Origin of the sequence: Rhizobium sp. FKY42 (genome assembly GCF_005222835.1) — a bacterium.
GTDB lineage: Bacteria > Pseudomonadota > Alphaproteobacteria > Rhizobiales > Rhizobiaceae > Neorhizobium.
Genome location: NZ_STGA01000045.1, coordinates 26706 through 52408 on the forward strand (window position 1 = coordinate 26706; position 25703 = coordinate 52408).

23 protein-coding genes and 3 pseudogenes are annotated in these 25703 nt (G+C 54.7%); 13 read left to right on the forward strand and 13 right to left on the reverse strand.

What is annotated here, in order from left to right; genetic code table 11:
* Nucleotides 1–2: 2 nt before the first annotated feature.
* From E8M78_RS17875 to E8M78_RS17885, 3 genes are all read left to right on the forward strand, one after another.
* Nucleotides 3–761, forward strand: coding sequence for a sulfite exporter TauE/SafE family protein (locus E8M78_RS17875; RefSeq protein WP_137136341.1), 759 nt, complete (start codon nucleotides 3–5; stop codon nucleotides 759–761).
* Nucleotides 762–875: 114 nt separating this feature from the next.
* The gene (gene glpK, locus E8M78_RS17880) at nucleotides 876–2369 is read left to right on the forward strand and encodes a glycerol kinase GlpK (RefSeq protein ID WP_137136342.1); all 1494 of its coding nucleotides are present in this window, start codon (nucleotides 876–878) and stop codon (nucleotides 2367–2369) included.
* An 83-nt stretch (nucleotides 2370–2452) separates the two neighbouring features.
* Nucleotides 2453–3277, forward strand: coding sequence for an aldolase/citrate lyase family protein (locus tag E8M78_RS17885; protein ID WP_137136343.1), 825 nt, complete (start codon nucleotides 2453–2455; stop codon nucleotides 3275–3277).
* A 504-nt stretch (nucleotides 3278–3781) separates the two neighbouring features.
* Here the strand turns inward: E8M78_RS17885 and rocF are convergent.
* Nucleotides 3782–4702 (reverse strand): arginase, encoded by a 921-nt coding sequence (gene rocF, locus E8M78_RS17895; RefSeq protein ID WP_137136345.1) that lies wholly within the window; start codon nucleotides 4700–4702, stop codon nucleotides 3782–3784.
* A gap of 220 nt (nucleotides 4703–4922) precedes the next feature.
* On the opposite strand from rocF, the gene E8M78_RS17900 reads away from it, so the two are divergent.
* Together E8M78_RS17900 and E8M78_RS17905 are read left to right on the forward strand one after the other, a co-directional pair.
* Nucleotides 4923–5591 carry a GntR family transcriptional regulator gene (locus tag E8M78_RS17900; RefSeq protein WP_137136346.1) on the forward strand — a complete coding sequence of 223 codons (669 nt, stop codon included), beginning with the start codon at nucleotides 4923–4925 and terminating at the stop codon, nucleotides 5589–5591.
* A gap of 115 nt (nucleotides 5592–5706) precedes the next feature.
* Nucleotides 5707–6591, forward strand: coding sequence for a methylenetetrahydrofolate reductase (locus tag E8M78_RS17905; RefSeq protein ID WP_137136347.1), 885 nt, complete (start codon nucleotides 5707–5709; stop codon nucleotides 6589–6591).
* Between the two features lie 3 nt (nucleotides 6592–6594).
* On the opposite strand, the gene E8M78_RS17910 is transcribed toward E8M78_RS17905, so the two are convergent.
* On the reverse strand, nucleotides 6595–7560 hold the full coding sequence (locus E8M78_RS17910; RefSeq protein WP_137136348.1) for a YbhN family protein: 966 nt from the start codon (nucleotides 7558–7560) through the stop codon (nucleotides 6595–6597).
* 287 nt (nucleotides 7561–7847) lie between these two features.
* On the opposite strand from E8M78_RS17910, the gene E8M78_RS17915 reads away from it, so the two are divergent.
* The gene (locus E8M78_RS17915) at nucleotides 7848–8597 is read left to right on the forward strand and encodes a lipopolysaccharide kinase InaA family protein (RefSeq protein ID WP_170973464.1); all 750 of its coding nucleotides are present in this window, start codon (nucleotides 7848–7850) and stop codon (nucleotides 8595–8597) included.
* 16 nt (nucleotides 8598–8613) lie between these two features.
* On the opposite strand, the gene E8M78_RS17920 is transcribed toward E8M78_RS17915, so the two are convergent.
* On the reverse strand, nucleotides 8614–8799 hold the full coding sequence (locus tag E8M78_RS17920) for a hypothetical protein (protein WP_137136350.1): 186 nt from the start codon (nucleotides 8797–8799) through the stop codon (nucleotides 8614–8616).
* Nucleotides 8800–8841: 42 nt separating this feature from the next.
* On the opposite strand from E8M78_RS17920, the gene E8M78_RS17925 reads away from it, so the two are divergent.
* Nucleotides 8842–9246 (forward strand): nuclear transport factor 2 family protein, encoded by a 405-nt coding sequence (locus E8M78_RS17925; protein ID WP_137136351.1) that lies wholly within the window; start codon nucleotides 8842–8844, stop codon nucleotides 9244–9246.
* Between the two features lie 48 nt (nucleotides 9247–9294).
* Entirely contained in the window at nucleotides 9295–10833 is a 1539-nt protein-coding gene (locus E8M78_RS17930; RefSeq protein WP_137136434.1) for a gamma-glutamyltransferase, read from the forward strand.
* A gap of 45 nt (nucleotides 10834–10878) precedes the next feature.
* Here E8M78_RS17930 and E8M78_RS17935 read toward each other — a convergent pair.
* From E8M78_RS17935 to E8M78_RS17945, 3 genes and pseudogenes are all read right to left on the reverse strand, one after another.
* Nucleotides 10879–11817, reverse strand: a pseudogene (locus E8M78_RS17935) (transposase).
* Between the two features lie 264 nt (nucleotides 11818–12081).
* Nucleotides 12082–13282 (reverse strand): annotated as a pseudogene (locus E8M78_RS17940) (acetyl-CoA C-acyltransferase).
* 10 nt (nucleotides 13283–13292) lie between these two features.
* Nucleotides 13293–14057 (reverse strand): 3-hydroxyacyl-CoA dehydrogenase, encoded by a 765-nt coding sequence (locus E8M78_RS17945; RefSeq protein ID WP_137136352.1) that lies wholly within the window; start codon nucleotides 14055–14057, stop codon nucleotides 13293–13295.
* Nucleotides 14058–14132: 75 nt separating this feature from the next.
* On the opposite strand from E8M78_RS17945, the gene E8M78_RS17950 reads away from it, so the two are divergent.
* Both E8M78_RS17950 and E8M78_RS17955 read left to right on the forward strand, forming a co-directional pair.
* A complete protein-coding gene (locus tag E8M78_RS17950) occupies nucleotides 14133–14570 on the forward strand; it encodes an AraC family transcriptional regulator ligand-binding domain-containing protein (RefSeq protein WP_137136353.1) in 438 nt (145 codons plus the stop codon).
* Between the two features lie 66 nt (nucleotides 14571–14636).
* Nucleotides 14637–15741 (forward strand): annotated as a pseudogene (locus E8M78_RS17955) (IS630 family transposase).
* A 237-nt stretch (nucleotides 15742–15978) separates the two neighbouring features.
* On the opposite strand, the gene E8M78_RS23375 reads toward E8M78_RS17955, so the two are convergent.
* From E8M78_RS23375 to E8M78_RS17975, 4 genes are all read right to left on the reverse strand, one after another.
* Nucleotides 15979–17082, reverse strand: a complete 1104-nt coding sequence (locus tag E8M78_RS23375) for a hypothetical protein (protein WP_170973465.1) — start codon at nucleotides 17080–17082, stop codon at nucleotides 15979–15981.
* A 161-nt stretch (nucleotides 17083–17243) separates the two neighbouring features.
* A complete protein-coding gene (locus E8M78_RS17965; RefSeq protein WP_137136354.1) occupies nucleotides 17244–19172 on the reverse strand; it encodes a flagellar biosynthesis protein FlhA in 1929 nt (642 codons plus the stop codon).
* A complete protein-coding gene (locus tag E8M78_RS17970; RefSeq protein WP_137136355.1) occupies nucleotides 19169–20173 on the reverse strand; it encodes a hypothetical protein in 1005 nt (334 codons plus the stop codon). The genes E8M78_RS17965 and E8M78_RS17970 overlap by 4 nt, the downstream gene beginning before the upstream one ends.
* Nucleotides 20174–20232: 59 nt before the next feature.
* Nucleotides 20233–20418 carry a hypothetical protein gene (locus E8M78_RS17975; RefSeq protein WP_137136356.1) on the reverse strand — a complete coding sequence of 62 codons (186 nt, stop codon included), beginning with the start codon at nucleotides 20416–20418 and terminating at the stop codon, nucleotides 20233–20235.
* A gap of 945 nt (nucleotides 20419–21363) precedes the next feature.
* Here E8M78_RS17975 and E8M78_RS17980 point away from each other — a divergent pair.
* From E8M78_RS17980 to E8M78_RS17990, 3 genes are all read left to right on the forward strand, one after another.
* Nucleotides 21364–22470, forward strand: a complete 1107-nt coding sequence (locus E8M78_RS17980) for a pectate lyase (protein WP_246658383.1) — start codon at nucleotides 21364–21366, stop codon at nucleotides 22468–22470.
* A gap of 163 nt (nucleotides 22471–22633) precedes the next feature.
* The gene (locus tag E8M78_RS17985) at nucleotides 22634–23179 is read left to right on the forward strand and encodes a hypothetical protein (protein ID WP_137136357.1); all 546 of its coding nucleotides are present in this window, start codon (nucleotides 22634–22636) and stop codon (nucleotides 23177–23179) included.
* Between the two features lie 33 nt (nucleotides 23180–23212).
* Nucleotides 23213–23650 (forward strand): hypothetical protein, encoded by a 438-nt coding sequence (locus E8M78_RS17990; protein WP_137136358.1) that lies wholly within the window; start codon nucleotides 23213–23215, stop codon nucleotides 23648–23650.
* A 108-nt stretch (nucleotides 23651–23758) separates the two neighbouring features.
* Here E8M78_RS17990 and E8M78_RS17995 read toward each other — a convergent pair whose 3' ends face one another.
* From E8M78_RS17995 to E8M78_RS18005, 3 genes are read right to left on the reverse strand one after another with little or no spacing between them, the layout of a single operon-like run.
* Nucleotides 23759–24568 (reverse strand): EscU/YscU/HrcU family type III secretion system export apparatus switch protein, encoded by an 810-nt coding sequence (locus E8M78_RS17995; RefSeq protein WP_137136359.1) that lies wholly within the window; start codon nucleotides 24566–24568, stop codon nucleotides 23759–23761.
* The gene (locus E8M78_RS18000) at nucleotides 24555–25352 is read right to left on the reverse strand and encodes a flagellar biosynthetic protein FliR (protein ID WP_137136360.1); all 798 of its coding nucleotides are present in this window, start codon (nucleotides 25350–25352) and stop codon (nucleotides 24555–24557) included. Before E8M78_RS18000 ends, E8M78_RS17995 begins: the two co-directional genes overlap by 14 nt.
* A 9-nt stretch (nucleotides 25353–25361) precedes the next feature.
* Entirely contained in the window at nucleotides 25362–25631 is a 270-nt protein-coding gene (locus E8M78_RS18005; protein ID WP_137136361.1) for a flagellar biosynthetic protein FliQ, read from the reverse strand.
* Nucleotides 25632–25703: the final 72 nt, after the last annotated feature.

A 25703-nucleotide genomic window follows, 5' to 3' on the forward strand; every position in this document is an offset into this window, starting at 1 on the left:
AGATGGACCCGCTCAGTCTGGCGGGTCTGCTCGCCATTGCCTTTGTTGCAGCCTACACACAAACGCTGACAGGCTTTGCACTTGGGCTGATAATGATGGGCGGGGTGGGTTTAACCGGCATCATACCGTTGACGGATGCGGCGGTACTAGTCAGCATTCTGGTCGTGGTGAACGCTATTCAGGTGCTTCTAAAAGGTTGGCGGGATATTGCCTTCCGCCAGTTCTTTCCTGCTCTCGCAACCAGCGTTCTGTTTCTGGGCGCGGGCTATTGGCTTCTGACACTGATGGCTGCCAGCTCTCTGGAAGGGCTCAAGATCCTTCTGGGCGCGGTCATCATCGTCTCCAGTATTCAGCTTTCGCTGAAGCCGGAACCGCTCATGAAAATGTCGTCGCCGCTCTCATTCGCAGGTTTCGGTGCCATCGCAGGGATCATGGGTGGCATGTTTTCAACGTCAGGGCCGCCGCTGATTTACCACTTCTACCGCCAACCGCTGAAGCCCGGTACGATACGGGAGACATTGGTCGCCATCTTTGCGACCAATGCTCTGCTGAGACTTGGAATCGTCACCGCGAGTGGCCAGATGCCGCGCGCATCGTTTTGGTGGAGCCTATGCGCCATCCCGGTTGTTATGCTGGCCACGTGGCTAGCGCGCAAATATCCGCCACCATTATCGCCTGTTGCGATGCGGAAGCTCGCCTTCATTCTCCTGTTCCTCTCAGGCGTTTCACTGGCACTGCCGCCAGTCATCCATATGCTGTGACTGCTGATGTTTTAGGCAACAATACGCAGTAAAAAGAGGCTTCTGCATTGCTTCCAATATGCTACCAAACCCCAAAGCCAATTGTTTTGACACGATGAACATGGAAATCGACGCATGACTGATTTCATTCTCGCAATCGATCAGGGAACCACCTCCACGCGATCGATAATCTTTGATCGATCCTACAAGGCGGTTGGCGTTGGGCAGATGGAGTTTACGCAGCATTTCCCGCAGTCGGGCTGGGTGGAGCACGAGGCCGAGGATCTCTGGACAACGACGCTGGAAACCGCGCGCACTGCAATCTCCAAGGCTAACATTTCGTCTGACCAAATTGCGGCAATTGGCATTACCAATCAGCGTGAGACGGCTCTCGTCTGGGACAAGCGGACCGGCAAGGCAATCCACAAGGCAATTGTCTGGCAAGATCGCAGAACCGCTGGACATTGCGCAAGGCTGCGCGAAGAAGGCCACTCCGATCTGGTGGCCGAGCGTACTGGTCTACTGATCGATCCCTATTTCTCCGCCACCAAAATCGCTTGGCTGCTCGACAACGTTTCCGGTGCGCGTGAAGCAGCAGAGGCCGGACATCTGGCTTTCGGAACAGTCGATAGCTGGCTCGTCTATAAACTGACGGGCGGCAAACGGCATGTCATCGATGTTACGAATGCTTCCCGGACCATGCTGTGCAACATCGGCAACGCGGCATGGGATGACGATCTGCTGAAGCTGTTCAACATTCCGAGTTCGATGTTGCCAGAAATTCTCTCGAACATTGACGAGTTCGGCACAACGGACCCTGCCCTGTTCGGATCACCCATAGCTATTCGCGGTGTGGCGGGCGATCAACAGGCCGCAGTGATCGGTCAGGCCTGCTTCAGGCCGGGCATGATGAAATCTACCTATGGCACCGGTTGCTTTGCACTTTTGAACACAGGAACTGATCGGGTCGCATCCAGGAACCGGCTGCTGACGACGATTGCCTATCGTCTCAACGGCGATATTCACTACGCGCTGGAAGGCTCCATCTTCATCGCTGGCGCTGCCGTCCAATGGCTGCGTGACGGCCTGAAGATGATCGGCAAGGCTTCCGAAACGGCGGAACTGGCTGCCAAAGCCGATCCCGGCCAGCGGGTCTATCTCGTTCCGGCCTTCACCGGTATGGGGGCGCCATGGTGGGATGCGGAGGCGCGCGGCGCCATGTTCGGGATGACGCGAAATACCGGACCTGCGGAATTTGTACGTGCCGCGCTCGAATCCGTTTGCTTCCAGACCCGCGACCTGCTTGGTGCCATGCGCAAGGATTGGCCAGGTCAGGCAGATACGCTCCTTCGCGTCGATGGCGGTATGTCTGCGAACGACTGGACGATGCAGCGTCTTGCGGACATTCTGGGCGTCGCGGTGGATCGATCCGCTTCAACCGAAGTAACGGCATTGGGCGCCGCCTGGCTTGCGGGCCATGGCGCAGGCATCTGGCCAGACAGACAAGGCTTTGCCGCCGAGTGGCATCGTGACCGTCAATTCACTCCGGCAATGGATACGTCGAACCGTGACGAATTGCTTGCAGGCTGGGATTCAGCTGTACGCTGCACTTTAGGCTTTGGGAAATAGCAGTAGCGACTCCCTCCTGTGATATATAAGCTGCAGGCACCGTACGAATTGTAATTGCATTGCAGCTTATCGAGGAGGGGCTCATGTTTCGCCCGAACGTTCTCAAACAGAGATTACTGGACGGCGAGGCAGCTTATGGCTGCTGGGTCGCTGGCGGCACACCAACCGAATGCGAGGTTCTTGGTCATGTCGGCTTTGATTTCATTCTGGCCGATTTCGAACATGGTATAGGTGATACCCGCGACATTGTGGACTCATTGCGGGCTCTGGAAACGACACCTTCGCCCGGCATGGTGCGTGTCGGTTGGAACGATCATGTTCTGCTGAAGCGTGTTCTGGACGGTGGCGTCCAGTCAGTCATGATACCCTCTGTGGACACTGTTGAGGCTGCTGAACAGGCCATCCGCGCCTGCTACTACCCACCAGCTGGTATTCGCGGTTATGCCGCCTCTATTGTTCGCGCTTCGACCTATGGCATGGAGCCGGACTATATTCACAAGGCCAATGATAACATCCTGATTGCCATTCAGCTTGAATCGGTCACCGCAATCGAAAATGCAGCGGGCATCGCCGCTCTTGAAGGCGCCGACATTGTGTTCATCGGCATCAACGATCTCGCGGGCAATATGGGCCTGCTTGGTCAAACGGAACATCCCGAAGTGCAGTCTTTGGCCTGTCAGGCCGAAAAGGCGATACTCGACGCTGGGAAGATATTGGGCACGGTGCCAAACGGCGGCGCATCGGTAAACGATCTTCTGGATCGTGGCTATCGCTTCATCGTCGGACCGCACAACATCGCACTGCTGCGGGACGCAGCCGCAGTTGCACTCAGCGAATATCAAAGCTTGAAGCAAGCGCGCGCACGCGGCGAGAAGCCCTCCGTCGAACTGAAGGGCAAATCCTATTGATAGACGGTCGCCCGCTCTTCACGGGCGGGCGACATCAGCCGATCAGGCAGCTCGTCTACGCGGTCCTGTTGGACGGTGTTCCCAGCATTGATCTGGAAGCGAAGCACAAGATTTGCCAAGTGTTCCGCACTCTGTGCGAAAGCTGCGCTGATTGAAGAGCTTTCCTCCACCACCGACGTGTTCTGCTGCGTCAGTTGCCCAGCGCAGGCCCGCCATCGACAAGGCCTGTGTCATCTTACGGCCAAGCGCGTAGAAAGCCTCAAATCGTGGCAGAAGAAGCTCTAGACTCGAACGCACATCGGGCAGCTTTGCATCTGAAGCAAGTTTGGTGACATCTGCAACTTTACGTCTAAGTTCTTCCGCGGACTTGGCCGCCAAGGCAGCGCCATCGTTAAGCCCGTCCATTCCTCTCGTTGCGGAGAGATCCGTCAGCGATTCCTGGACGTGAAGAACTTAGACAGGAAATGGGACGCGCAAATACTGCTTAATGCTGATTGACATCTATCAATAACGCTGCGTCGGACGATCAAGTACTTTGCGCCCCATGAGGCTTGCTGTCAGATCGACCAGCATGGTTGCGGTGCGACCACGTTCGTCAAGAAATGGATTGAGCTCCACCAGATCAAGGCTTGTCACCAGTTCGCTGTCGTGGAGCATTTCCATGAGAAGATGCGCCTCCCGAAAAGTGGCACCGCCCGGAACGGTAGTCCCAACGGCAGGACCGATGGCAGGGTCAAGGAAGTCAACGTCGAGGCTGACGTGCAGCATGCCGTTTGCTGAAGAAACTCGCGTCAGAAACTCGCGAAGAAGTGCAGCAACGCCATTCTCGTCTATGGCCCGCATATCGTGGACCAGTACGTCGGTTTGCTGAATGGCGCGCCGTTCGGCCGTATCGACGCTTCGAATTCCGATCATGCAGACATTTGCAGCGTCGACTTTTCGTTCAAGTTTCGGAAAATATGGTTCGAACCCTGGTTGACCTGTGAAGTAGGCAACAGGAACACCATGCAGGTTACCGCTATTCGTTGTCTCCAGCGTATGGAAATCAGTATGGGCATCCAACCATAGAACAAAGAAGGGCCTCCCCTCATCTGCGGCACGTCGCGCCATACCGGAAACGCTTCCGGCAGAGAGTGCATGGTCGCCGCCCAGGAAAATCGGCATCGCATCGCGGCTTTCCCGGTAGGCTGCTTCAGCAATAACTTCGGTCCAGGCAACAATTTCCGCCAGATCATGAATCTTTTCGTTCGGATGAACCCGATGCGTCTGTTCCGGGATTGCAAGGTTGCCACAATCGGAGACCTGATGGCCCAGGTCTGTGAGTGCCTGCCGGAGGCCCGCGGTCCTCAGCGCGCTCGGCCCCATCTCACAACCAAGTTGTGAAGCACCGCTTTGAAGTGGGATGCCGATGAGTTTGCAGAGCATGAAGCTATTCCTTTCGATTTGGACCGCAGACAATCACAGGAGACTGCGCATTGAAACTGCAAAAGCTGCGCATACTGCAGCTCGCCTTAAGCAAACTGCCAGAACCAAATCACAGAATTCCTATCGCACGTGCCCGTCCTGACACAGAAGCAGCGATGGCAAAGCTCAACATGCCCTTTATAAGATCGACAAGATCATGGCAGCGCCTTATCACACTCACATGAGCACAAAGATCGAAGACACACTGGCGGTAAGAATCAGCAAGGTACTGGCCGAACGCATCATTGCCGGCGAGATTCCAGCTGGCGCCAAGCTGCGCCAAGACCATATCGCAGCCGAGTTCGGGGCGAGCCATGTGCCTGTCCGCGAAGCGTTCCGTCGCCTTGAAGCGCAAGGTCTTGCTGCAAGCGAGCCGCGCCGCGGTGTTCGGGTGGCTTCCTTCCAGCTTTCACATGTCAAGGAAGTGGCGGAAATGCGTGCCGCACTTGAGGTGCTGGCGCTCAGACACGCAGCGCCGCATCTGACACCTGCACTCCTGCAGACAGCTGAAGAGGCCATTCGCGCGGGCGATGTGTCCAAAGACGTTCGAAGCTGGGAGGAGGCGAACCGTCTCTTTCACCGAACCATTCTTACTCCATGTGGCATGCCGAGGTTGCTCGCGACGATTGACGATCTTCATGCCGCCAGCGCCCGCTTCCTGTTCGCGGCATGGCAATCCCATTGGGAAACCCAGACCGACCACGACCACACGGCAATCCTCTCCGCCCTTCGCCAGGGAAACGTCGAGTCCGCCTGCTCTATTCTCAGTCGCCATGTTCAATGGATAGGGCAACGCCCGACTTTGGCGGGCAACGGCACGGTGCGAAATGCGTTTGCAATCATAGGTTAGGAAGGCTTGTCTACAGGACATTCACGCCAATGTCGCAACGAGACATGTCGCTCTGTTCGGCAAAGACTATCCTTTGCACGAGCGACGGCTGGCAAGGACGCGAGGACACATCTTTATGGACCTCAGACAAAACTTTACGGACAACACTCTATTGCCACCGCGCCTGATCGATAATTGGTCCATCGAAGTCCTTCCGCGCACAGCAGCCAAAGTCTCATCGTTCCGCGATCTCCTGCCGGCCGGAACTCAGATCTTCCTAGCGCATGTGGATGGCACTCCGATCCCGAGCCTGGTGGAGACTGCGCGCCGACTTCACAACGAAGGATTTTCCGTCACCCCGCATTTGCCCGCCAGATCTTTCACTGGACGGCAGGAACTGAAAGATCTTCTTCACCAATACAGGAATGAGGCCGATGTAACCCATGCGCTTCTACTCGCCGGTGGCGCAACATCTGCCCGTGGTGACCTGCTCAGTTCGTTCGACCTGATCGAGACGGGTCTTTTTGACAAACTCGGTTTCAAACAGTTGCATATTGCGGGCCATCCGGAAGGCAATCGGGATATAGACCCGGATGGGTCCACGCGTCATGTCGATGCTGCTCTTTTGCAGAAGTCTGAATTCGCAAAGCGCACGGATGCCCGTGTTGTCATTACGACCCAGTTTCTGTTCGAGAGCCAGACACTGCTGGATTGGGCAAGACGTATCGAGACACTTGGTATCGACCTGCCAATTCACGTCGGCCTAGCCGGACCGGCAAAGCTACAAACCCTCATCAAATATGCGATCACCTGCGGAGTAGGCCCCTCGATAAAGGTACTTCAGAAGCGAGCGCTCAATTTGAGCAGGCTCCTGTTGCCTTATCAGCCTACCGAAATGGCGCAAAAACTACAGGCCTACAAATCCGCAAACCCGTGCAGCCAGATCGAGCGCTTTCACATGTTCCCGCTGGGCGGGATCGAACCTGCCGTGCACTGGTGTCGTCAACAAATGAAGGCCTGACAATCAGGCCGCATTTCTTTGCGCTTTCAGCAGATTGCGTTCGAACAGCAGAACAATGACCAGCGAAGCCGCAAATGGAATGAGCAGGTAAAGAAGCCGGAAGACGATGAGAGCGGCCAGAACATCCGATGCCGGGACCTCTGGCAGGCTATTGACAAAAAGCAATTCAAGAACGCCCAATCCTCCCGGCGCACTCGATATCAGAGCCGCTGAAAAAGACAGGAGAAACAGGCCTAGAATTGTCAGATACCCGGGGTTCCCTATGTGCGGGAGCGCAAAATAGATAATCGCCGCGGCGCCAAGCAGTTCAAGTGGACCAATAATCAATTGCAGGATCACAATCCGCAGGTTTGGATATTCTATCTTCAGCGGCCCTACTTTAAAAGGCTTTAGCTGCCGCCAACTGCCATAGACATAGGCACCTACGAGAAACAGAAGAAACGCCCCAACGCCGCGCACCAGTTGCGGCGATGTGTGATTGAAAAAGCGAATTGCTATCGTCGGATCGATGATCAGTACGATCCCCGTCAGAATGACCGTTCCGAGCGCAAATGTAAACGAACAGAACGCTATGAGCTGGCCAATTTCGAGCCCGGTTAACCCTTTGGATGAATATGCGCGATATCGAATCAACGAGCCGGACAGAACCGATGCACCCAGATTGTGCGATAAGGCGTAAGTCGTGAAGGAGGTTAGGGTTATAAAAAACCTGCCAACACGCCGCCCAAGATAGCGCAGAGCAAGCGCATCGTAACCTGCCAGCGCAGCATAGGCTACGAGCGCCCCGACAACTGACAGCGTCCAATGCATAGGTGAGATCGCGGCAAGACTATCTCCGACATCCTCAAGCGAAAGGCCTCTGACTTCGCGATAAAGCAACCAGGCAGAAACAGCCACCACGCAAACGCCTAACACTGACCAACCATATTTCTTGAAAATCGCTCCGTCCCTCCCGACCGATATTTTCATTGAGGCGTGACTGTGCAACATAATCCCTGATATTTCGTGAGCAAGTCGCTATCGTGCGAAAATATAAAATGAATTGCATCAAATTGCCCAACAGGGGTTGGTGAAGATCGTAAGCGCGAAATGGACCCAACTTGCATTCCCGTCGCGCATGGTGCATTCGTGCCAGAATTGTAAACAGTTGATCGCCAATCAGCTGACCCCGCCCGACTTGGCTCCCCGTCCGTTCACACATGTCGTACGGTACCGAACGGTCGACGGGCCATCTGTCATTGTCAGAAGGTCTAGAAATGCCGCGAATACCAGCGGAAACAGTTGAACGCCTGAAGGCGCTCGCCGATGCAGGCAATCCCTCTCAACGGGTCGAAAGCATTCAGTTGGGTAACGACATCTTCTGGGTTAAGCGCCCGGAGAAACTATCGCTGGTCTGGCGATTGCGTAAAGGGAATCCCCTCAAGGCTCTTGCTCGCGAAATCGATGGGTACCGGGCACTAAATGAACGCGGCTTGGCCGCACCGGAACTGGTAGCTGCAGATACCGGATACTTCATCACCCGCAATGGAGGAACCTCCCTCGTTGCACTCCTGCATGATCCGCAAACGTCTGATGAAGAACGGTCGCGAGCACTTTGCGCGGCGGCAACAGCGCTGCATCAGCTCCATGCGGCGGGAATGGCGCACGGTCGTCCGAACCTCAAAGACATTCTCTGGGACGGACGCAATATCTGCTTCATTGATTTTGAGCTCTTCGGTGTCATTCGCAACATGCGGATGGCGCAGGTCTCAGATCTGCTGATTTTTGCATTGAGTTGCTATGCAACATCCAGAATGAACGTTGCCGATATCAATAAAGCCTTGGCAAAGTACAAAACTGGCGATCAGCGCGGAATCTGGCGTGGTGCTATGCGGTGGATACGCCATGGTCGAGCTCTGGACTGGTTGATGCGTCCGCTTCTGCGTGGCAACCGGCGGGCTAGAGACTTGCGCGCCCTCTCAGCTCTCATTCAGAACATGATCATGCTTGATCAGGCGACGGGCTAAAGCGCATCCGGAGCGTTCATTTTACAGTTTCGCGAAATAACCTTGCTGGTGCTGGCAAGGCCGCGCCAATCCTCGCGATGCGCACGTCCGAAATTGCAATATCTTCAGGCGTCTCTTTGCCAAGAAGCGCGCCACGCAGGACGATGTCGTAGGAGGAAAGGCTCACCAGTCTTATCACTCTTGTTGTGATGCGTACCTTCAATGTATGCAATCATATCAGGTTTTGTTAAACAATGGGTGAACCATGAACGACCAGGCTGCTCTCGCTGTGCGATGTGTCGAGAACTACCTTACTGCATCCATGGCAGCCGATCCAGTAAAGGCTGCATCTTACACGGCACCAGGGTTTATCTGCAGGTTCACAGGCAACCGCGAATTCCGAGAGACTTCAGGTCCAACCGAATTCAATGCGGCTCGCTACAAATGGGTAAAAAAGAGAATTCTGCGTACAGACGTCATCGCAGGCGATGGCGAGACGATTGTTTACAGCCTCGGCTACCTCTATGGCGAATGGCCTGACGGCACCCCCTTCGACCACAATCGGTATGTGGACCGCTTTGTGGTGCGCGATGGGCTGCTCGTAGAAACAGATGTATGGAACGACAGCGCGGAATGGATCCTCGATCCGTCCTGCTGTCGCGAGCCGTGAGCGCACCGAATGCCTGTTGCCTGTGCGAGTAACAAACCCCAGCCGGGAATGGTGACATCTCCCCATCCTCTCGCCACAGAGGCTGGAGCGGAGGTCATCAAGGCTGGAGGAACCGCAATCGAGGCTGCAATTGCTATCGGATCTGTTCTGACGGTGGTCACTCCCCACTTCTGCGGACTGGGCGGTGACGCTGTCTGGCTGGTGGCAGATCAGCACGGGAAAAGTCATTGTTTTCTCGGTATCGGGCAAGCCGGGGAGGCTACATCAGCGATCCGAAATCAACCGGTTCCGCTCCGTGGTCCTGCCTCGATGCTGACAACAGCTTGCGTCGTCGATAGCTGGGATCATGCCCTGACGTTTTCACGCGAACACTGGTGTGGCACGAGGTCTCTTTCTGCTCTTCTCGAGCGTGCGATGGATTTGGCAGCCAATGGTTACGAGCCGAGCAAGTTGCAGGATTTCTGGCTCGATTTCCGAGTTGGAGAAACAACGAACTGGCACGGATTCTCGCAGTATTTCGATCACCGCGCACAAGCAGGCCTATTCAAACAGCCCGAGCTTGCCGATTGCTTCGCTGCGCTTGTGGCAGAGGGTGCACGTAGCTTCTATGAAGGCAAACTATCGAAAAGGATTATCGCAGGGCTGAAGGCAGTCGGCTCATGCCTGACCGCAACGGATCTTGCCCGGACACGCACCCGTGAAGTTTCTCCTTTGACGCTGGATTATCGGGGCACGATTCTCGTTGCCCCACCTCCGCCGACACTGGGCATAACGACACTCGCGATCATGGGAATTCTCAGCAATATGCGTCTGGCATCTGCCCCAAATGGTTCTGCTGAGCGGTATCATCTTCTTATCGAGGCAGTAAAACGCGCCTTCATGGACCGAGTGCATGTTTCAGATCCCGTGAGCATGAGCTGCGATCCGAAAGATCTCTTGGCGACCGAACGACTGAAGGCGGCCGCGGACACAATCGATCCCGATCAGGCGCTGGTTTGGCCGCATCAACATCAACACGGTGACACAGTATTTTTCTCAGTCGTAGATAGACAGGGCCGGTGCGCAAGTATCCTGCAGAGCACCTACTTTGATTGGGGAAGTGGTGTCGTCGTCGGTGACACGGGTATTCTTTGGCAAAACAGGGGTGCCGCGTTCAATGCACAACCTGACCATCCCAACTGTATTGCGCCGGGCAAACTTCCCTTCTACACGCTCAATCCGGGTCTCGCGCTGCGGGAAGGCCGACCTTTTCTCACCTACGGAACGCAAGGCGCAGATGGGCAGCCACAAACACTTGCCGTTATCCTGACCGCCCTCCTCGACGACAACCTCACACCCGCGGAAGCACTGAGGCAGCCGCGGTTCCTTTTGGGCAAAACCTTCTCTGACGCCCGCGATAGCCTCAAAGTCGAAGGTATGATGAGTGATGAATGCATGGAGCAACTTGCCGGTCGTGGGCATGACCTGACGCGGCTGGCGGCATTCTCTCCTCTCTTTGGACAGGCTGGCGTCCTTCTCTTCGATGCAGATCGAATACCGAGTGGCGCACATGATCCGCGCGGCGAGGGATGTGCATGGATCGAATAATCGATCCCCGCCTCTCTAAGGTTGGATCTAGAGTATCCGTTGCGATCAAGTGGATTTTGGCTCCCATTTTCGATTTTTCCGCAGCAGTGCGTTTGCCAGCACGATGAGCTTTCGCATGATTGCGGTAATGGCGACCTTTGGTGCTTTTCCGGCGGCCTTGAGCTGGTCGTATTTGGCCTTGAGGTCCGGGTTGAAGCGGCAGGCGACGAGAGCGGGCATGTAGAGCGCCTGGCGGATGATGGCCCTTCCGCCAGCAATGAACGCGCGTCCGGTCCATCGCCTGGACTGTCGGCTCATCGGCGCAAGGCCGGAGAGTGCGGCTGCGGCTTTCTCATCCATCTCGCCAAGCTCGGGCATTTCGATGAGAAGCGTGAAGGCAGTGATGTGCGACACGCCGGGGATCGAGACAAGGATATCAAACCTGGCCTTCAGAAGCGTGTCTTCTGCAATAAGCGCCAGGATGGCCTCGTCCACGGCCTTGATCTGCCGCTCGATCTGGCGGAGCCTGTCGGCATTGTGTCGTTGCAAGAGCGGGCTGGAAAGGGTCTTGGCTCTGTTCTTTGCAGCGGTCCCATCCTTGATGAGCGCCAACCGCGCCACATGCAACTCTCTCAGGTCGTTGTGGATTTGCGCGCTTGCTTCAAGGAGGCGGGGTTCAAGCAACAGACCGTAACGGGCCAGAAGTCCGGCATCGATCCTGTCTGTCTTGGCGAGCCTGCCGGTCGCTTCTGCAAAACGTCTGGCAAGGCGGGGATTGACCTTGGAGAGGGCTAAGCCTTGCACCATCATGAATCGCTCGAAGGCCTTGTGCTAGGGGCCGGTGGGTTCATAGACAATGCGGGTCACGCTCTTTGTGCCGATCCATCGGACAACAGCCGCAAATCCCTTGCGGTCATTGGCAACCTTCAAGGTTCCTCCGTCCGGCAGGCTGTGGAGGTCGATATGGTCTTTCGAGATGTCTGCGCCGATGGTAATATCTGTCATCTTTTCTGATCTCCCATGCTTGTCATCCGAGCCCAAAGCTCGGGTATCCGTTCAGGACGATTGGAAAAGATGGGGCCGATCAAACTGTAGCTCGGCCCGGCATTCGCAAGAATGGCGGCCTGCATGTCCACGATCCGTCCCCCATCGCCGGAAGAGGATGGCCGTCCTCTCCGGCGCTTCTTTATCGCACGAAGAAGCAAGAAGTTCATAAGACAAGCATTTCAGGTCATCCCGTTTCCGCCGGAAATGCTCTATATCGGTATGTTAATCGATAAGTTCGATCGCCATTGCCGTTGCCTCACCACCACCGATGCAAAGCGACGCAATTCCCCTGCGCAAACCATTTGACCGCAGCGCATTGAGAAGTGTGACCAGAACTCGGGCACCAGAGGCACCTATCGGATGACCAAGTGCGCATGCGCCTCCATAAATATTGACCTTGTCATGCGACAGATCCAACGCTCTCATTGTCGCCATCGTTACGACCGCGAAGGCTTCATTGATCTCATACAGGTCAACTTCCCCTGGCTGCCAATCAAAGGCATCACACAGTTTGCGGATCGCGCCAATTGGCGCCGTTGGAAAGTCAGAAGGCGCGCCGGCATAGGTGGCATGACCTACAATTCAAGCAAGAGGAGCAAGCTGATGGCGATCCGCTTCACGCATGCTTGTGAGAATAACCGCAGCGGCCCCATCCGATATGGAGGACGTATTCGCGGCCGTTATCGTTCCTCCCTCGCGAAAAGCAGATCGAAGAGACGGAATCTTGTCGGGCTCAGGCCGCGATCGCCAATGAAGGCTGTTCATCAACGGAAACGGATCGGGTTGTCCGGGTAAGCTCAACCTCAACCGGGCAGACCTCAGCGATAAAAGAGCCATTGGCGATCGCGGCCTGAGCCCGACTTAGCGACGATAAAGCAAACTGGTCCTGCGCCTGCCGCGAAAAACTGTGAGCCTCTGCACAGTCTTCCGCGAAAGTGCCCATCAGGCGGCCGTGTTCATAGGCGTCTTCAAGACCGTCCAAAAACATATGGTCCAGGACACTACCATGTCCCATGCGCAAACCAGTCCGAGCCTTCTTCAGGAGGTAAGGTGCATTGCTCATACTCTCCATCCCGCCGGCGATAACGATCACGGCGCTGCCCGCGCGGATCAAATCGCTACCCAGCATGACAGCTTTCATGCCGGAACCACACATCTTGTTGATAGTTGTGGCGCCTGCCGATAAGGGGATTCCAGCCTTAATAGCTGCCTGCCGCGCGGGTGCCTGCCCCTGACCGGCCGAAAGTACGCATCCTATCAGCACCTCATCCACCAATTCCGGATTGATTTTCGAGCGATCCACTGCGGCGCGAATTGCCGCTGCTCCCAAGTCACCGGCCGAAAGAGAGGACAGACTGCCTTGGAACGCACCCATTGGCGTGCGTGCAGCTGCCGCAATTACAACCGAGCCATCGCGCGTCATGTCTGCCTCCTCACCGTGGTGCCATGCGAAGAGCACCGTCCAGACGGATAACTTCGCCATTCAACATGGGGTTCTCGATTATATGACTAACCAACATTGCATATTCCTCTGGTTTGCCGAGGCGCTTCGGGAATGGTACAGATGCACAGATGGCGTCCTGAACCTCCTGAGACATCCCTGCCATCATGGGCGTTTCGAAAATGCCAGGCGCTATCGTCACGACCCTGATGCCGTGTTGCGCCAACTCTCGCGCTGCCGGCAGTGTCAGCGCCGCAACCCCGCCTTTAGAAGCGGCGTAGGCGGCCTGACCGATCTGACCGTCATATGCAGCAATCGAAGCCGTATTGATGATCACGCCTCGCTGCCCCTCCGGACCAGGAGTATTTCCCACCATGACCTCCGCACAGAGCCTGAGCAGATTAAAACTGCCAACAAGGTTGATCATTAGGGTGCGTGTAAATCTTTCTAGATCATGAGGACCCGACCGGCCGATGATTTTCTCCCCTGGTGCCACTCCAGCGCAATTGACCAGACCGTCGATGCCCCCGAATCTCTTCACGGAGGCGGCAATCGCATCTCTGACCTGACTTTCGGATGTCACATCTGCCTCAACTGTGGCTGCACGAGTTCCGATCTCCTTTTCTGCCAAGCTCAACTTCTGGCCATCAAGATCCAACAAGACGACATTGGCGCCCTGCACGGCCAGATGTCGAGCAGTCGCAAAACCGAGGCCGGAACCTGCCCCGGTGATTACATAGGTGCGGTCAGCAGTCATTTACTCCTCCAAACGAAACCAGATGATGAAATGATGATCCGGTTGTGGAATCAATGACCAAATCACGCAGCGAAGATGTCAAATACTGGCATGGCTAAACATAAGAATTCGCTCGTATCACCATGTTTCGTGGAAGAGGCGCTCAAACCTTTGCTCAGTCGCGGGATTGATCCCGCCCCGCTCCTCAAATCGTGCGGCATTGATGCTGCTTTGCAAGAGCCGGTGACCATCAGCAGTTATGGCAAACTTTGGCGGCGGATAGCCGAAGTTCTGGATGATGAATTTTTCTGTCTTGGCGCGCAACAAATGCCACGGGGCAGCTTCGAGTTGCTGTGCCACAGCGTGATCACCAACCTGACGCTTGAAGAGGCTCTGGCAGGTAGCATGAAATTTCTATCCATCGTCCTGCAGCAACCAAGCGCCAGACTTCAGGTGACGAAAGGACAAGCCAGCCTTCAGATCTTTCAACAGGTACCGACCACAAGCGCCTTCACTTATACGTCCCCTCGCTGAATTCGACTCTTGGGCTTTCCAAAATGTGATGAATTCAGAATCTCTGGTGCAAATCGGAGGTTTCCCATGGCAGCAGCGATTTCATTGCGTGGGGATTTTGATGCTGAAGGTCTTCGGCGTTTGGCTCGACAAAGCAAACATGCGGCCCAGGCGCGTCGATTGCTGGCGCTTGCGCTGATCTATGACGGCGGCTCGCGCTCGGATGCGGCGCGGCTGGGCAACGTCACGCTGCAGATCGTGCGGGACTGGGTCCTACGTCTCAACGAACGTGGTCCTGATGGGCTAATCGACGGCAAGGCTCCTGGCCCCAAGTCACTGCTGAACGATGTTCAGCGCGCGGCCCTTGCAAAAGCCATCGAAGTGGGACCGACGCCTTATCTTGACGGTGTCGTCCGATGGCGTCTGTGCGATCTGGCCCAGTGGCTCTGGGAAGAGTTTCGTGTCTCGGTGAGCGAACAGACACTGAGCCGGGAGGTGCGCGCCATGGGTTACCGTGAGCTGGCTGCCCGTCCCAAGCATCATGCACAGGACCCTCAAGTCATTGAGGATTTTAAAAAAGTTTCCCCGCCGCAGTGGCAAAGATTGCAAACGGGGCCGCTCAAGGAAAACGCATAGAAATTTGGTATCAGGAGTGAGGCGGAAAAAGCAAATGATTCAGTGAATCATTTGCCCGCCGAACGCCCGGATCGGGCAAAAGAACAAGATCACCCGCCGCTGGGCAAAGCGAGGCTCAAGGCCATCCGCCCCGCACGACCAGCGAACCCGCTCTGCCTATATCTTCGGTGCCATCTGCCCCAAGCAGGGCAAAGCGGCGGCACTGGTCATGCCTTGGTGCGACACCTACGCGATGACGCAGCACTTGGCTGAAATCTCCCGACACGTGGCCGATGATGCGCATGCCATCCTCATCATGGATCAGGCGGGATGGCACATGTCCAATAATCTCGTCATCCCCGGCAACATCTCGATCCTGCCCCTGCCGCCAAAGTCGCCGGAGCTGAACCCGGTCGAAAACCTCTGGCACTTCATGCGCGAGAACTGGTTGTCAAACCGGATCTTCAAATCCTATGACGATATTGTCGCCCACTGCTGTGACGCTTGGCGCAAGCGCGAAAGCCAGCCCTGGCGCATCATGTCCATCGGACGTAGAGAATGGGCAAATAGGTTCTAATCAATGAGAATTCGTATAAGTCGATCAGTGCATCGATCTTGCGAGGCAGATGATCCTTCGGCACCAGGCTGTCGAGCGTCACCATCTCGAGAGCCGTCTGTTCGGGAGCAGGTTTCTTCAACATGTCACAGTGAACACACCCCCCGGATGTGGCCATGGGTTTGTCAGCAACCTGAAAAAGGGGGCTGCAGGCCCCCTTCTCCTCATTGCTGATAAGGTACTTCTGTTGACTGAGATTTATCCGCCAGACGAAGCACCGTTCGCGCCACCCATATTCTGGACCATATCGGTTAGCTTCTGAATCAGGCTAACCAACTGAGTCAGTACCGAAGCGATTTGAGACATGAGTTGGTCTTGTCCACCGGCAGCTCCCTGGCCGCCACCAGCTTCGCTACCCTTGCCTGCACCCTCGCCGCCGCTAGCTCCGCCGCCCTTGCCTGCGCCTTCACCGCCGCCAGCACCACCAGAGCCGCCGCCCTGACCGGCGCCCTCTCCACCGCCCATCTTGGACATCAGATCTTGAACTTTTTGCAGCAGCTCCTTTACCTGACCGAGGATCTCGCCAAGCTCGCCCTGTCCGCCACTGCCAGCGCCTTGACCGCCGCCAGCACCGCTGCCCTGACCGGCGCCTTGGCCGCCGCCCATCTTGGACATCAGATCTTCTAGCTTCTGCATAAGCTCCTTGACCTGATTCATGACTTCGCCCAGTTGGCTCTTCTGGTCTCCGCCCTTGCCTTCGCCCTTACCTGATCCCTCGCTTTTACCACCTTCAAGCTTCGATACGATCTCCTGAAGCTTCTGCATCAACTCCTTGATTTGACTCAAGAGCTGCCCCATTTCGCCCTTATTTCCTTCAGCGCCACCCTTGCCTTCGGCACCTTGACCTCCGCCGCTACCCTCGGCGCCGCCACCCTGAGCACCGCCACCCTGGCCGCTACCCTGAGCGCCGCCACCCTGGCCGCCGCCCTCGGCACCACCACCCTGGCCGCCACCTTGAGCGCCACCGCCCTGGCCGCCACCCTCGGCACCACCGCCCTGGCCGCCACCCTGAGCGCCACCGCCCTGGCCGCCACCGATTTTCTGCTCCAGAGCCTGCACCAACTTGCCAATCATCTCGATCAATTGCTTCAAAGCACCGAGAATTGCGCCCATACCTTGCCCGCTACCCGCGCCTGCAGTGGAGCTCATATACTTCGAATCTAGGCTCGACAGACCGCTGCTGCCGCCATACGGGCTCATACGGTTCGATGACAGTGACGATGACTCCCCGCCACCGGCACCAGACGATGCGCCGAATGACGAAGGGTCGAAACCTCTGCTGGATACGGGTGCGGTGCTCATATCAGTTCCCTTTCAAGTTAACGCAAAAGCGCAATTTCTGCATGGTTGGAAGTCGAAATTTATACTGAAAATAATCTTAACAAAATTTTTTGGCATTTCAATAATATTATCGTAACCACTTCAGATTTTATTTGAAAGAAGATTTATATTAGATTTTTTACTTATGCCATTTCCGAGTGCGCATCCTCTACGGGCGCGCCTCTGATCGGCTCCAGCATCTCGCATGATATATCTGTCGGTATTTCATCCTCTGAAATCAGAGGTAACAAGATACGATGACGAGCCAGATAGAACTGCGTGGCCGATCTATGTTCGCGTGAAACAAGACCGACAGGCTCCGTTCCGCTTTCATTCAGTTTCAAAAGTCGATCCGGGAGAGATCGACACATTGCTTCTAGTTCTGCCTCAGCTTCGAATTTTGATTGCGACGAATAGGAGGCGAAATATCGATCAAGTGCGTCCACCCATTGGGATTCGAATGGGATTAATGGAAGGACGCCGCGATAATCGAGCATGCCATACGCGACTTGGCTGCCGATGGCCTCACGGGCTGCTTCCGCCAATTGTTCGGGGTTGGAATATAAGTCGCTCCGCTCCAGAATAACTTCCAGGACAGCGCGCGGTTGGGATAGCGTTACACCCGAAGTGAGAAGCTGCCGGGCGACTTTGACAAGAACGATCTGCGGCACATTCTCCCGAACCTCTACCGCCAACCGACCCAGGCGCTGCTCCACGCTGGTCAACCATTGCATGACATCTTCAACACTGAAGGTGGGACCGACATGCCGACGTACAATTCGGCACAGAGAAAAAGCCATAAGATCGAGATCTGTATCTGGCTCGATGGTCAGCACGCCAACAGGGACATTTTCAACCTGAACGTGAACGATATGGTCGGCTATTCGCGGGTCCGGATTGAATGTCGGCACTGTTACCGCCACACCGACGATGTGTGCCATGGACGAGATCCGCGACTCAAGTATGGACGCAAAATTAGCTTTGTCCAGCCGTTGCAGGGTTGCTTCCGAGACTGTGACAACAATCGGATCACCGAAACGCGCCCGATCAAGTTCCTTGCGTTCCAAAGTCTGAGCGCGTGGCTCTGTCCTTGGCGCGCCGGCTTTTTTCGGTCGTGCGACCAAATAGGCGCCAGCTCCGAGAAGGAGGCCTAGCGGCCACAGAACGAGCGCTGGAAACCCAGGAACAAACCCCATGGAAAACGTCATTGCACCGGCCACTCCCAATGCACGCGAATCCTGAGAGAGTTGCCTGCCGATATCCGAACCCAAACTAACCGCATCCTCTGAGGACACGCGGGTCACGACCGTGCCTGCGGCGATCGCCATAAGCATTGAAGGAATTTGTGATACCAGACCTTCGCCGATGGTCAGCAAGGAATAATGATGGGCAGACTCGGAGAATGACATGCCACGCTGGAACATGCCGATCGCAAGCCCACCGATCAGGTTTACGGCCACGACCACCAGAGATGCGATCGCATCACCCTTGACGAAGCGAAGAGCACCGTCCATCGCACCAAAAAACTGGCTTTCCAATTCAAGCTGCTCACGGCGCTTCAGCGCCTTCTGCGCCGTTATATGCCCATTGCGAAGATCGCTGTCGATGGCAAGCTGTTTTCCAGGCATTGCATCGAGTGTAAATCGTGCGCTGACTTCGGCAATGCGTTCAGCGCCTTTCGTTACCACGATAAACTGAACAAGGGCTACAATCAAAAAGACGACAAGTCCAACAACCACGTTTCCAGAAACTACAAAATTTCCGAACGCGGTTATGATCTCGCCGGCATAACCTTCGGCAAGAATCAAGCGCGTTGTGGAAATGGTAATGGCCAAACGAAACACGGTTCCGATCAAAATCAAGGCCGGGAATGTCGATATATCCAGAGCGGTGCGAAGGTAGATTGTTGTGATTAGAATGATGAATGCGAAGGAAAGATTGAAGCCGATCATCAGATCGATCAGGAACGTTGGCAGTGGCAAAACCATCATGGCCACGACCACAAGGAAGAACACCGAGAATAATATCTCGGTTCTCTTCATCAAAGCCTGCGTGATTGCTGCAAGGTTCATGGCTTGCTCACTGCGCCCCGATTACGATCTGCAAGTCGCAACACGAGGGGGTCCGAGACGGGACCCATGGAAATCACGTCCTGCTTTCCATCCCGGGACAGCTTGACGCTTCCAGGCTCGATAGCATCGATCTTCCACTTTTGCGCAAATACATCTCCCTCCTGATAACGCTTGCCGTCGGTTCCAACGATAAACTTGACAGGTTCGAGCGCGGATGCGGCAATCATGCTGTCAAGGCCAGACGTCAGCTTGGTGCGGTCTACAAGCGGCAAGGCGCTTCTCTTGGAAAAGACCGAGATGATGCTGGCCAGCTTTTCCTTATCGACGATGTTCAACTCAATCTGTTCGTCTCCTATGAGGAGCTCTCCGGCTGATTGATCGAGCCGCACGTCCAGTTTGAGCCCGGACATGCGCAACGCATCGCGCAGTTCCTTCATAGTCACATTGATCGGAGCCGTTATGGATACAACCTGCTGAGTCTCCCTCAGTGGCTGTCCAGCCGGAATTCCGATGAGTGCCAAGACCACTAATGCCGATGCTGCGCACAGAAGAACTGCCGCCGTCATCTTTCGCTTCGCGGTTACCTGCTTGTCACTGAAGGACAACCCCCTTAGCGACAATTGAACATCCCTGATCGTAAACTGATCCCCCGCCCGCACTGCAACCAAATCGCCGCGCTGAAGTCTCCTAGAACCAACCCGAACCCCATCAACAAGCACCTCTGCGATAGCGGAGACGTCATCGTCGTCGATCTGCAGTTCCAGCCGAAGACAAGGTCTGGTTTCGAGGCCCAGAACGACTATGTCCGATGATACGTCTCCACCAACGGTCTGCGAGCCGCCTTGAAGTTCCACCTCTCCAACACGTCCATTTTTCGCGATCACCAATGCTGGGGCTTCACCTGAAGCGACGCCCTTCGTTGACGCCAAAGTCTTGGTTAGCGTCAACGGCAGCGAGCGCAACCGCTCCATAAGCGGACGTAATGGCTCAATGAAACGCATTTCAATATATCACCAAGAATGGAGAAACACGAATTGGGTACGTTCGAGTTTTCTTAAGATTATGCTGGGCTGATTTTCTTAATGGCGTTGTAGATACCGTTGATCTCCGTAACCTTGGTCGCAGTCTTCAAGCTTTCTTCGGATGACTGCTTTTGAGCAGCCTGATACTTGGCAATTGCACCATCGACTTCGCCGCTACCGCCACCACTGCTGCTCGATGAGGAAGTTCCACCACTAGAAGCCATATCAATTTCTCCCTTTGGACAGCTTTAATGGCCGCAATACTGAGATGGAATGATCCAAAAGTAAAGCCATGTATATTTCGTTAATTGGACAATCGTTTCATTTAGTGGCCAAAAAATACTATTAGTAAGTAAATCGGGATATAATAATGCTCTAATTTGCCAATGTATGATGCGATAAGAGGAACAGATGCTTCAATTGATCAAACAATTCCTATCTGAACCTCGACGGATACAGCTGTCTGTTATTACAAGAAGATAGACACAGCGCACGACACTGGCCGCCCCTATTTTCAAAGAGCGCTCTGCATGGCGGTGCATAGCGGGATTTTCCTCCGATCTGTTGAAAGATATTATCAATCAGGGACACGATAGGATCTGCGGGTATCGCGGGACAAGCGCGAGCCGTGAAACGCAGGTCTCGAGCGCACTTCGCAGAGAGCGAAATCACTTCCTCGAGACACAGTGCATTCAGCCATCAGCAAATACATATTCGGCTATGGAGCTTGGTTGGCTGCGCTTCAAAACCACTTAAACTCTCTTGGTGTCACATTTATTAAAATTTTATCTTTGGTATTAACCTTTTTGATTAATTTTGGATTGGATTTTACTGGACATATTCACCCGCTTAATACTTTATATAGGATGTCTGATGATTAGTTTTATATTTAATATACCTAATCATCTCTTGGCTTTATTACCTTTGCTTTACATAAGAGGCAAGCATACGCCGGTAAAGTTTTAATCGGACAGATGAGAAACGGAGGTCAATTCATGTATGGCGTTAATGGGCAATCTGGACGAAATGTGAGTGCTTCGGATTATCAAGGGAGCAGCAGTAGCGACTCCGCCTCCTCCGCTGGGGGATGTGGCGGCGCGAAGGGTACGGATACGAAGCAATACTCCCCCTTTAATGACAGTAATTCTGCAGCCGGTGGTGCAAACTCGATGACGAGCGAAATCACCAGCATGCTTCAGCAACTGGTCCAAGTTCTCTCCAAACTGATGTCGTTGATATCGTCTATGTTTGGTGGCGGCCAAGGCAGCGGTGGCGCTGGTGGTGGCCAAGGCAGCGGTGGCGCTGGTGGCGGCCAGGGTGGCGGTGGCGCTGGTGGCGGCCAGGGTGGCGGTGGCGCTGGTGGTGGCCAGGGCAGCGGTGGCGCTGGTGGTGGCCAGGGTGGCGGTGGCGCTGGTGGTGGCCAGGGCAGCGGTGGCGCTGGTGGTGGCCAGGGCAGCGGTGGCGCTGGTGGCGGCCAGGGCAGAGGTGGTGCTGGTGGTGGACAAGACTGTGGTCCCGGTGGCGGGCAAGGCTCCGGTAGTGCCGGTGGCGGGCAAGGCTCCGGTGGTGCCGGTGGCGGGCAAGGCTCCGGTGGTGCCGGTGGTGGGCAAGGCTCCGGTGGTGCCGGTGGTGGGCAAGGCTCCGGTGGTGCCGGTGGTGCCGGTGGTTCCACTCGTAGCAACGAGCCCGAAGACACGACTGATAAAGGCAAGGTCAATGTCGTCGACAAGCCGATCGTTGTTGACGGGACCGAGTTCGATGGAAAGGGCGCAACTTTTACAGCCTCTTCGAAGCTCGGGGATGGCGGTCAAGGTGAAGGCCAACAGCCAATCTTCATTCTCAAAAATGGTGCAACGCTGAAAAACGTTACCATTGGTGATAACGGGGCAGATGGTATCCATGTTTATGGCGGAGCGACGTTGAAGAACGTTCACTGGAAGGATGTAGGGGAAGACGCACTGACTGTGAAATCAGCTGGTGATCTCAATATCATCGGCGGATCCGCCTCTCAGGCCGCTGACAAGGTTTTCCAGGTCAATGCCGACTCAAACATCTACATCAAGGATTTCAAGGCCGACGGTTTCCAGACCTTCGTCCGCACAAACGGGGGCCAACCAATTACAGCGAATGTCACGATCGAAGGCGGTGAATTCTCCAACGGTAAGACATTGTTCCGAACGGACAGCAAAACATCCGAGGTGAACTTTGTCGGCGAAATGAGCGTTCAGGATGTGGCGACCAAGGCCCGTTATCTGGACGAAAAGACATCATTCTAATTGGTGAATCATGGGCGGAGGTACCAGTATTGTCTACCTCCGCCCATGGAAGGACGTTTGAAATAGCATTAATAGATTATCGACGAGTTCATAGTATGTTTACCTGGAATCTGCGAAGCAGATTCGAATATTATGATTATTCATCTGCAGGATATTAGATGTGATGCAAAGCTGGGTGAGAAGACTGTGTCTGACAGCTTGCCTAGCGTTGTTCCCTCTTTGTGCAGCAGAAGCGCGAACCGTACGGTTTGAAGTCAAAAGTCAACCACTCTCACAAGTCATCGATATCATAGCCGATTTAGCCGGCATTCCTGTTCAGAAGCTCGGAGACGTTCCGGGGCGACTGGAAAAATGGAGCGCGCATGGAGAGGGTATCGCTGTTTTCCAGAAGCTGGCTCAAGATGCGAATCTCTTCTTCGCCTATGATGGAACCAAGGTAATCGTTGCGGCATCCAGCGAGGTGAAGACCACCGTTCTGCCGCTCGGAAATTACGATTGGGTAGCAGCCCAAAACATAATCAAAACCTTATACCCGATTGTTCCGGAAAGAACGCTCCGTTTTGACAAAACTACTGGAATGCTGACAATTCGGGGACCGCAATTGTTCAACGATACAATCGCAGCGGTACTGGCCAAACCTCAGAATTCAACGATCAAAGTCATACGCGGCGGCGCACTACAGGAAATTTCCCCGAAATCAATGCGGTAATCTGGTCGAAATGCACCGTCGAGGAGCCCAGACATGTCCAAATCCAGGAAGGAATTTGAACTGATCCTCAAGATCCGCTTGATCCGCGCTGATCGGGCGGAGCGAAATATGGCGATTGCAGAAGGTCAGCGCATGCAGGCCGTCGTCGCGCATGACGATGCCATGGTTCTCAGAAATGAGGCAAGGAAGGAGGTCCGCGACATCGACGCGGGCCGTTTCGCTGCACACCAGGGCCAAATCTCCGGCAAAGAGTTGAAAGAGGGGGCAATGGCAGCGCGCGAGGCGAACGCTCGGCTGCAAGATGCGGTCTCCGATGTCATCGCGAAGAATGAACAGCGGGAGCAAGCAACCTGGAACGCTACGGTCTGGAGGGAGATTTACAACTCCAGCCAAAAGAAGGTCATCAAGACTGAGGCTATCCTGGAGCAACTGGCTGATGAACCTCCGGCAGAGAAAGATGCTAGAGTTTAGGGGGAGACGCTAAAAAGCCCTGAGGCTCCGCACGTTCGATCGCTATTTGCGATACCATCATAGCACAAGTTTCCTAACACCAGTTCGAGACGGAAGACGCGCGGAGAATCACTTCTTATCGGGTGCCATCTTAGAGGGCGGGCCGGATCGAATTTCGGCACCAATTCTATTACGAGCTGATCTAACTTCCGGACTGCCGTACATTTCCTTCTGCTCGCGCTTCGCCTCCGTTTTTGTCATCCGATGCTCACGGCGGAATAGCGCGCGCGATATCCTGATGTCGAAACCTGCGGTGACAACGAGGATGATCGCAATGATGACCATCAGCGTGTTTGTGACACTTGCAGAAAGGCCGAGAGCACATTCAGCAACGCCGCATAACGGTGCCCAAAATAGGGCATTCATGAAATAAAGAAGCGTAGCCGCTCCTGTAATCATCATAACGATGCACTTGATGAGGCTTTTGAGGAACTCTGATACGCTCGACAGCGAGAAGATCTTCTTCAAGCCCTCTGCAGGATTCAGCTTGCCGAGATCGAAAGCCATGTTTTTCATCGACATGAGCAGCCCTTCACCATCGATTATTGCAGACACGAGGGCGGCAGCCAAACCCAGAATCAGGGGGGCCATGATCAAGTTCGAAACCTGATCGGCAGCAGCGTAAAGCGTCGCAGCCAACCGCTCCTGGGGTACGATGGTCGCATGCTCTGGCAGAATTGTCAGAGGAATATCAAAGAAGCTGCTTACGCTCTGATAGATCCAGCTATGCGCCATGATCAGAAAGCCGCTGATCACGATGACGGATGCAGCAGCTGGAACATCCTTTGAATGTGCAGTCTGCCCCTCCCGCTTCAGCCTGTTCAGCTTGATCTGGCTCGGTGGTAACTGTTTTTCCTCAGTATCGTCATTTTTCGACAATTTCCACCTGCATTATCTTGATGATCTGGCCGAAACCTTTTGTCCATGTATCTTCAACATAGTGCCCGATAAACACTGTATAGACGGTAAAGACAGCAAGTACTGCTACATTCTTGAAGACTGGAAGTGCATCATTGAGTGGAAGCTGCTTGGCTGCGCGACCAATGTAAGAGAATGACAATTCGACTGCGAATGCGACGATTATATAGGGAGACGCGAGGACTGCTCCGACTTTAAACAGAGTTACGAAGATTTCCACCACGGCCGTCAGTGGCTCAATCTCTATCTTCGGAGAAGTTTCCATCACCGGCCAAAAAGCAAATGATCGGTAGAAAATCGACATCAAATCAAAAAGGCCGCCCACACTCACAAAGAGCATCAATGAGAGGGCTAGAAGAACAGATCCGAGGGTCGTTGTTTCCAGAGCATTGACCTGATCAAAGATATTCGCCTGATTGGCGCCACGATAGACATCAGTCATGTCGCCAGCAGCCTGGGCAGCCCAAAAAGGTATGCCGAGCCCCGCTCCCAGCAACACACCGAAACAGAACTCTTTCGCGGACAGTAACGCTATATCGGCATAACTGATGGCTTCGATCTGCAACTGCGCATGGGTCACGAGGATTACTGGCGCAGAAAGCCCAAGTGCTGCACCAAAACGAACGATCCCAGATATATTGAAAAGTGTAAATATTGGGAAGATCGTGAAAATTCCCAACGCGCGCGATCCGCTCAGAAGCAAGGCGGTCGCCAAAAGAACGCTTTCGTCGGGCTCCAGAGTCATATCCTTGCGTTAGCGAACCATATCCGGAAAATCATTCAGGATATGTTCGGCATGTTGAACCAAGGGAGAAACAAGCGCTCCGCCGCTTGCAACCAGACCGGCTGATAGAACGAGAATTTTCACAATCTGCGAAATGGTCTGCTCCTGGATCTGCGTCGCTGCCTGAAATACCGCAATCAGGAGCCCGATAACGGCTGCCGCAATCAGCAATGGACCAGCAAATATGAAGGTCGCCATGGATGCGGCATTGATTTCGCTGATGACGAGGTTCGGATCCATGACTAGAAATCACCCCGCAAGCGCCTATTGGGGACATGATGCGATAAGGCAAAGCCTTCGCCGCTCCAAGGT